This is a genomic window from Stieleria sp., assembly GCF_041595215.1.
GTDB lineage: Bacteria > Planctomycetota > Planctomycetia > Pirellulales > Pirellulaceae > Stieleria > Stieleria magnilauensis.
Genome location: NZ_JBFHKV010000369.1, coordinates 1 through 7,245, shown reverse-complemented (window position 1 = coordinate 7,245; position 7,245 = coordinate 1). Strand labels below are relative to the sequence as shown.

The following is a 7,245-nucleotide window of genomic DNA, read 5'->3' as shown; positions in this document are numbered from 1 at the left end:
TCGGTCGCCCGTGGTGAAGCGATGGAACGCGGCGATTTCGTTGAGCTTCCCTTTGAGGCGAAACTGCGTCGGGGTGCCGATCGCGTCCAAGTGCAGATGCGCCGCGAAGGCAACGCCTGGGGAATCCCGATCGTGCTGACCAAAGCCGTCACGATGGTGACCGGAAGCGATGCGTTGGAGATCACCTACTTGCTGGAAAACCTGCCGCGAGATCGCGATCTGCACTTTGCGGTCGAGATGAATTTTGCGGGGCTTCCCTCCGGTGCCGACGATCGCTATTTCAGCGACGAAGACGGCCAGCATCTCGGACAACTCGGCGAGAAACTGAATCTGGAACACGCCTCACAGTTATCGCTTTCCGATCGCTGGCTGGGGATCGACGTGTCGCTGAAACTGGATCGCCCCAGCGGCATCTGGGCGTTCCCCGTCGAAACGGTCAGCCAAAGTGAAGCGGGGTTCGAACTGGTGCACCAAAGCGTCTGCGTGCAGCCGCACTGGTTGGTCCGCGGTGACGCCGAAGGTCGCTGGCACGCCAAGATCGAACTGGCCGCAAGCTGCGAATCCCACGCCGAAACGATCAACGAAGAACAGGTGATCCAGCTGTGATTGCCTGGTGCGGCAAACGTTCCGCAGTGTTTGCCCAAAGGGCATGCACAACATAGCCTGGGGTCAGGGAACGAGCGCAGCGCAGTGACCGCCACCCCAGGAAAGAAAGCCCCAGCCCTCTCCCCCTTTCGAACGGCCGGCGGCAAAGCCGCCGGCCGTTCGAAAGGGGGAGTACCCGCTACTGCAGCACCGGTAACTCACTCTTGGACGACTCGCGATCCGGGGCGTCTTTGTCCGGGTCGCGATACTTCGCCGCGTCGAAGTGTCGTGCGTAGGTTCCGAAATCGTTGAAGGCGTACTTCTTGGCCCAGCGATAAACAAAGCTCCGTTCGGGAATCTCATCACCGGGTTGGAACTGGCTCCGCCGCGGCGTGACGTTTTTCAGTTCCTCGATGACGGCACCCCGAGCGGTCGTGTCGCGGGCGCCGTGCTTTTCGGCCAATTCGACCAGCAAGTCGGGGCGCTCCATGATCACACAGCCGCGCGTGTGCTCGGCCGTCAGCGATCGGAACTCTTTAAGAAACTGTGACTCGTTGAACGTTTCGGCCAGTGGGCGGTCGTCGTGGATCGACTCGGTGGCCAGTTGGATCACCGGACAGGGCTCGAGATCGCCCCACGGGCCGACGTGGTGGGTGAACCCGGTCGCCGCAGGGCACAGGGCGTTTCCGGCGTCATCGTGATAAGCGTCGATGACGATGATCGGCTTGGTCGCGCGGGTGTCCACGACGAACTGTCGAACCCGCCGTTGCTCGTCACTATTGAGTGCCAACTGAGCATTGGATTCCGGACCGACCGGTCGATAGATGTGGAACCAGCAATACATCACCCCCATCTCGATCAATCGATCGACCCAGGCGTCGTTGACAAGGTCATCGATGTTAGACTTGCAAACGCTCGTGCACACGCCGACCAACAAGTTGTGCTTCAGGGCAGTCTTCAGCCCTTCCATCGTTTGATTCAAGACGCCGGCACGACCACGTCGCTCGTCGCTGATGATTTCTGATCCCTCGACGCTGATCAGCGGCGTGACGTTCCCCAGCCGTTTCAATTCCGCAGCCACCTCGTCGGTGATGAAGTGACCGTTGGTGAACACTTGAAAATAGACGTCGCGATTCTGTTCAAAGATTTTCAGCAGGTCCTTGTGCATGAAGGGCTCCCCCCCCAGGATGCCGAAAAAGCTGTTGCCCATCGCTTTGGCCTGCCGAATCGTCTCGTTCGCCGCATCCAGTTCGATCCGCTGTTGTTTGGCCGCCACGTCCACCCAACAACCTTGGCAGCGCAAATTGCAACTGTTGATCACCGACAGATACAGAAACGGCGGAAAGAACTCGCCGCGTTTCAACCGTCGCTTGTGCTTGTGCACACTCCAAAGTCCCTTCACACCAAGCGTCCACGCCGCTTTGGCAAGCAATCGCTTGTCGGTTTCGAAAAGGAATCGCGAAGCCAAACGAAGATACATAAAGCAACAAACCGGACTTGGGACATGGAACTTGAAACTCGGACCTATTATGCCCGCCCGGGCAACCCCGTGCACGACAATTCCCCGGCTGCGAAATCCCGCCACACCTGATTCAGGCGTTTGGCGGTCGTGGGAATCATAACCGGCCTCTGGTGAGGGATCCGCCCGGGTTGGATTCTCCCACATTGAGACCCGGCGCCTAGCAAGGCATCCGATCCGGCCAGCGTCGCCATCTCCAGCACCGCGTGTGGATCGAGATCGGGGCGATGATCGAGTAGAAATTGCACTTCTTTCCAGACGCTCAGGTCGGGATTGCTGGCCCGCGAATCCGTGCCGATGGCGACTCGAATTCCCGCGTCGAGCAGTTTTTGGACGCCATGGCGGGGATGACCGAAAAAGTGGTGCGTTCGTGGACAGTACACAACGCTCAGTTGACGGTGCCGCGAAATTCGCTCGATTTCGTCGTCTTGAAGGTCGTTGCCGTGAATCAGCAAGGCCCTCGGCGCCTCGGCGAGCCAGCCGATCAGCTCGATCAGCGGTTGTGAACCGGCCCAAGGGAAAAGCCCCTCCGTCCACAGCCCGGCGCTGCGGAGGGCATCGGCAAACGGCCCGCTGCCCTGCCGCAGCAACGTTCGCTCGTCGGGCGACTCGGCGACGTGCATCGCCAATGCAGCGCCGTGCTGATTGGCCAAATCGACACAGCGGCGAATCAAATCAGGTGGCGTTGAATAGGGCGCGTGGGGGCTGACGCCAAAGTCGACCGACGGGGTCACCGCTAAGCTGTCCGCGTGCGTCTGCGCGGATCGAAACCGCTCTTCGGCTCGGTCGACACTCAAACCAAGTACTTCGGCAAACGAGACAATCGTCGCACCCGCGTCGGTCGGGTAGACGGACGGTGCGGTCGCGATATCCCCGATCAATCCCACGCCGGCGGCGACCGATTCGGCGATCCCCGCGCCGATGCAATCCTGACGCTGGTCAGACGTTGCCACACCGCGAGCGGCGATCACGCTGCCGATCCAGTCGGACAGTGCGATCCCGGGTTGGCCGATCGGGGTCAGACAATCAGAAAACTCCAGGTGCGTGTGCGCATTGACCATTCGTGGTAGCACCGCCACGTCCCCCAGATCCACGACATCTTGGTGTCGGTAATCGCCGTCGGTCAGTGCCCCGATCTCCACGATTCGGTCATCGACGACACGCAAAAAACCACCGTTGATCGGCGGTCGACAGATGGGGAAAATCCAACCAGCGGTATAGATTGTTTCACGGCCTGTTGCGTTCACAGCGTCATTTCTTCGAATGTCTTGAATGGTCCGACGTTTCTCACCCCCAAAATCGCTGCACTCCAATCGTCTCGGCGCCGAGTTCTACGGACGTCCGACGGCGGTCGTGGCGAAAGAACTGATCGGCAAAGCTCTGCTTCATCACGTCGACGGTCAATGGCTGGGCGGCTGGATCGTCGAGACAGAAGCGTATCTGGATCAAGGCGATCCGGCCAGTCACTCGGCGCGTGGAAAGACGGCCAGCAACGCGTCGATGTTTTCCGACCCGGGGACGCTGTACGTTTATCCGATTCATGCGAAACATTGTCTCAATGCGGTCACGCAACCGGCTGACCAGGGGGCCGCGGTTTTGATCCGGGCCATCGAACCGGTTTGGGGTCTTGATGTCATGCGTCGCCTCCGGGGTTACGACGATGTCCGCCGGTTGACTCGCGGTCCGGCAATGTTGTGCCAGGCGTTGCAAATCGATCGTGGCGACGACGGCCGATGTCTGGTCAGCGACGAACGGATCGGCGTGTTCACCGATTCGATCCCGCGTGTCCCCGTCATCCGGGCGACAAAACGGATCGGTATCAGCAAGGCCAAACACCGCAACCTGCGATTCGTCGACGTGAACTCCGAATACCTGAGCCGCAAAGTGGAATAGGCTTCCTGCCTGTCCATGCTGAAATGACAGACAGGAACCTAATCCACTTGATTGCTGCTCCTTGATTAACGGTCCTTCAGAAAGGCCAGCAGGTCAGCCATCTGCTGCAGCGTGATGTCTTTTTCGATTCCCTCGGGCATCAACGACACGTCACTGGCTTTCATCTGATCGATCTCTGCCCTGCCGATCGCTTTGGTCTTTCCCTCCGCCATCTTCAAGATCACCGCCTCGCTGGTTTCCGATTCAATCAGTCCTGTGAACACCGAGCCTTCGGCCGTCAAAATCGAATACGACGTGAAACGCGGTTCGACTTTGGCGTTGGGATCCAAAATGTCGTACAGCAACGCAGGTTTGGAACGATTGCGGACGTCGGTCAAATCGGGACCCGTCTCATGGCCTTCGCCGCTGATCCGGTGACAACTGGCGCAAACCCGCGTGAAGACTTGTTTGCCGTGCGCGGCGTCGGCACTCATCGCCAGCGCGCTCTCATAATCCTTTGCCACTTTCTGGCGGTTCGGCGAAACCACTCCGCCAAACAGTTTTGTCGCTTGGTCTCGCAGTTGTTCATCGGAGTGTTTGAGCAATCGTACCCGTTGATCGATGCTCAACGCCGACGGATTCATTTTTCCCTCGCTCATCGCATTAAGTGTCAGACGGGTGGATTCGGTCCGACGCAGCAAGAACGCGATGGCGGTGCCGCGGACCGATGGTCCCAGCTCTGGCCACCGATCCAAAACGATCTGCGCGGCTCCAGCCGAACCGTTTCGTTGCAGCGCCTCCAGACAAGCCGATTGGATTTGCACCGGTTGTTCGCTCGAGAGCAACTCCGCAAACATTTTCGCGGCGGCGTCAAACGGTTGATAGGCCATCAACTCGATCGCCGCGACGCGATCCGCGACAGCTTGTTCGGGATCCAACGCAATGTCTCCGCTGCGATCAAACACCGCTTTGAGTGCAACGATGGAATCGCTCAGCTCTGCGGGCGGCTTCGCGATCAGATTCGGCAACGTCATCCGCCCCCGCTCGCCACGATAACGCGGCAGGCCGTCACCGATCCCGGCGATCGCCGCGGCACGCCACCAATTTTCGTCGCCGTCGCTGCCGAGCAACTCAAAAACAGATCTCAATTCTGTCTGGTCGCCACGGGCGCCGACGATCGCGGCCAGTCTTCGGACCAATTCCAACTTGCCGGCGTTACCTTGCTCGCGAAACGAACCGTCGGCGATCAACCCGGCCAACACCGCGCCGCTGCGCTGCCGGAGTGAGGTCAGCAATCCGTCGGCAAAGGCGCTGTCGTGCCCATCCCGTCGCGCCAGTTGAGTCAACGTTGCGGTGGCCTGTGGCGAATCGTTGGCCGCGAGCGATAGGGCGACTTGGAAACGGACGCGGGGGCTGGGGGCGCCCGCGAGCGAGATCAAAGCGTCCTGAACGGTGTCGTCATCGGTCATGTCGCCCGCCAACGTCGCCGCCGCGACACGGCAATGAACGTTCGCGTCGGAACTCATCTGCCGGATGTCGGATGGTGTCAGTGCCGATAACCCGTCGAGCGTCCAAAGGGCGTGCAAACGTGTCGTCGGTGATTGCGACGTCAGCAGGCTGCGCACTCGAGCCGTCTGATCGGTCGCCTGCTGTTCAACCAACAGCCGTTGACCGAGGAATTGGCGCCATCCGTTGCCGTCGGCCAACAAGTCGACACAATCGGCGTCTGATTGCGGCGGAGTGAAGGGCCGTGTGTTCGAACCGGTGGGAACGATTCGATAGATCCTGCCGCGATCATCGCCGGCCCGCCAGTCCAGCTTCGCCGCAATTTCCGGCGGCAGAAATTTTGGATGTTCCACCCACAAACGATACATGTCTGCCAGATACAACGCACCGTCGGGCCCGGTGGCCAGACTGGATGGCCGGAACCAAGTGTCGGCCGAGGCCACGAAATCGCTTTTCTGTTGCGCACGTTTCGCTGTGAATTTCAGGGAATCGGTGTCGACGATCGACCGTGTCACCAAGTGGCCGATCGGCTCGCAAACGAACACGCTGTTGCGAAACGATTCGTCTCCCAGGTCGCCCGTGTACGCGGTCGTGCCGCACGCCGAGGTATGGGTTCCCGCGTGAGAGAGATAGTTGCTTTTCATCGCAACGAGCGGAAAGACTTGTGATTGTCCGCCCGAAGGAGCGACGTCGTAGTAGGGGGCACTGACGATATGAAACGGGTTTCTGGCCAGGACGTTCGGGGCCAGAAAGGTCGTGATGATCGGGTTTCGGTTGGTGCAATAAAAACGATGCCCCCAACGGTCGACGGTGTTGCCGAACTGTCCCATTCCGCTGTCGGCTTCAAACTCCATCGTCTGGGGATGGAAGCGAAAGTCTTTGCGCGGCAGATCGATGGGTGAATCCGGGTCGGCTTTCGACGTCACTTTTCCCGGACCGTAATTCAAGTACACCCAGTTATCGATTCCCCAGCGTGGGTTGCCGATTTGCATCTGGGGGTGCGCGGGGGTGAATCCGTCGAATAAGGTTTCTTGGACATCGGCGACATGGTCTCCGTCGGTGTCCTTGAGGAACAAGACTTTCGTTTTCGCACCGACCAGCAAGCCTCCCTTGTAAGCCATCATGCTGTGGGCGAAATCCAGTTTATCGGCAAAGACGTGTCGGCGGTCCGCAACGCCGTCGCCGTCACTGTCTTCCAACATCACGATCTTTGACAGCGGATCACCACCGTCTTCGGGACCGATCGGATAGTCGCCGTATTCGACGGCGTACATGTCGCCATGTTTGTCGAAACAGATCGCGACGGGATCGCGGACCAGTGGTTCGGCCGCGAACAAAGAGATCTGATAGCCCGGTTCAATTTGAATCGCGTTGAGCGAATCCGCCGGCGACTTCGGCGGCGCCGTTTCCTGTTCGACCCAATGCCGGCCGCCGCGATTACTCTCAATCGCCTCAAGTGCAGATTTCGCCTTGTCCTGCTCGGCCGATTGGACCGCAGACGCAACTAACAAAGCCACAAGAGTCATCACAAAACGCATCATTCATCACTCAAGTCAAAACTGAAACTGAAAAACGGATCGACCCACTCACGAGTGCTCTGTCAACTTTTCGATTGAGGGTACCTGCCCCCTTTTCCGCTCGACAAACGCAACCGTAAATTCAGATCTGGACAGAGCACTCGTAGTCTATCGCAGCTCAATTTTCGGGTAGTGGACGAGGTGACGAGTCCTTGCCAATATGCCGACTACAGAGGACTCGTCGCC

The 7,245-nt window shown here is 59.2% G+C and carries 5 protein-coding genes; 2 read left to right on the top strand and 3 right to left on the bottom strand.

The window, feature by feature from the left end; genetic code table 11:
* Positions 1 to 606 (top strand): alpha-amylase/4-alpha-glucanotransferase domain-containing protein (locus tag ABX749_RS15445; protein WP_372896761.1); only part of this gene is annotated, 606 nt, incomplete at its 5' end.
* 178 nt (positions 607 to 784) lie between these two features.
* Here the strand turns inward: ABX749_RS15445 and ABX749_RS15440 are convergent.
* Both ABX749_RS15440 and ABX749_RS15435 read right to left on the bottom strand, forming a co-directional pair.
* Positions 785 to 2,065, bottom strand: coding sequence for a radical SAM protein (locus tag ABX749_RS15440; protein WP_372896760.1), 1,281 nt, complete (start codon positions 2,063 to 2,065; stop codon positions 785 to 787).
* Positions 2,066 to 2,112: 47 nt separating this feature from the next.
* The gene (locus tag ABX749_RS15435; RefSeq protein WP_372896759.1) at positions 2,113 to 3,351 is read right to left on the bottom strand and encodes an amidohydrolase family protein; all 1,239 of its coding nucleotides are present in this window, start codon (positions 3,349 to 3,351) and stop codon (positions 2,113 to 2,115) included.
* 25 nt (positions 3,352 to 3,376) lie between these two features.
* Between ABX749_RS15435 and ABX749_RS15430 the strand changes: the two genes are divergently transcribed.
* Positions 3,377 to 3,997, top strand: a complete 621-nt coding sequence (locus ABX749_RS15430; protein WP_372896758.1) for a DNA-3-methyladenine glycosylase — start codon at positions 3,377 to 3,379, stop codon at positions 3,995 to 3,997.
* Positions 3,998 to 4,062: 65 nt separating this feature from the next.
* Here the strand turns inward: ABX749_RS15430 and ABX749_RS15425 are convergent, their stop codons facing one another.
* Positions 4,063 to 7,008 carry a PVC-type heme-binding CxxCH protein gene (locus tag ABX749_RS15425; protein WP_372896757.1) on the bottom strand — a complete coding sequence of 982 codons (2,946 nt, stop codon included), beginning with the start codon at positions 7,006 to 7,008 and terminating at the stop codon, positions 4,063 to 4,065.
* Between the last annotated feature and the right edge of the window lie 237 nt (positions 7,009 to 7,245).

Bases quoted from the DNA above. Each gene is read 5' to 3' on its own strand.
- ABX749_RS15440 (WP_372896760.1), bottom strand. From the start codon at position 2,065: ATGTATCTTCGTTTGGCTTCGCGATTCCTTTTCGAAACCGACAAGCGA.
- ABX749_RS15430 (WP_372896758.1), top strand. From the start codon at position 3,377: ATGGTCCGACGTTTCTCACCCCCAAAATCGCTGCACTCCAATCGTCTC.
- ABX749_RS15425 (WP_372896757.1), bottom strand. From the start codon at position 7,008: ATGACTCTTGTGGCTTTGTTAGTTGCGTCTGCGGTCCAATCGGCCGAG.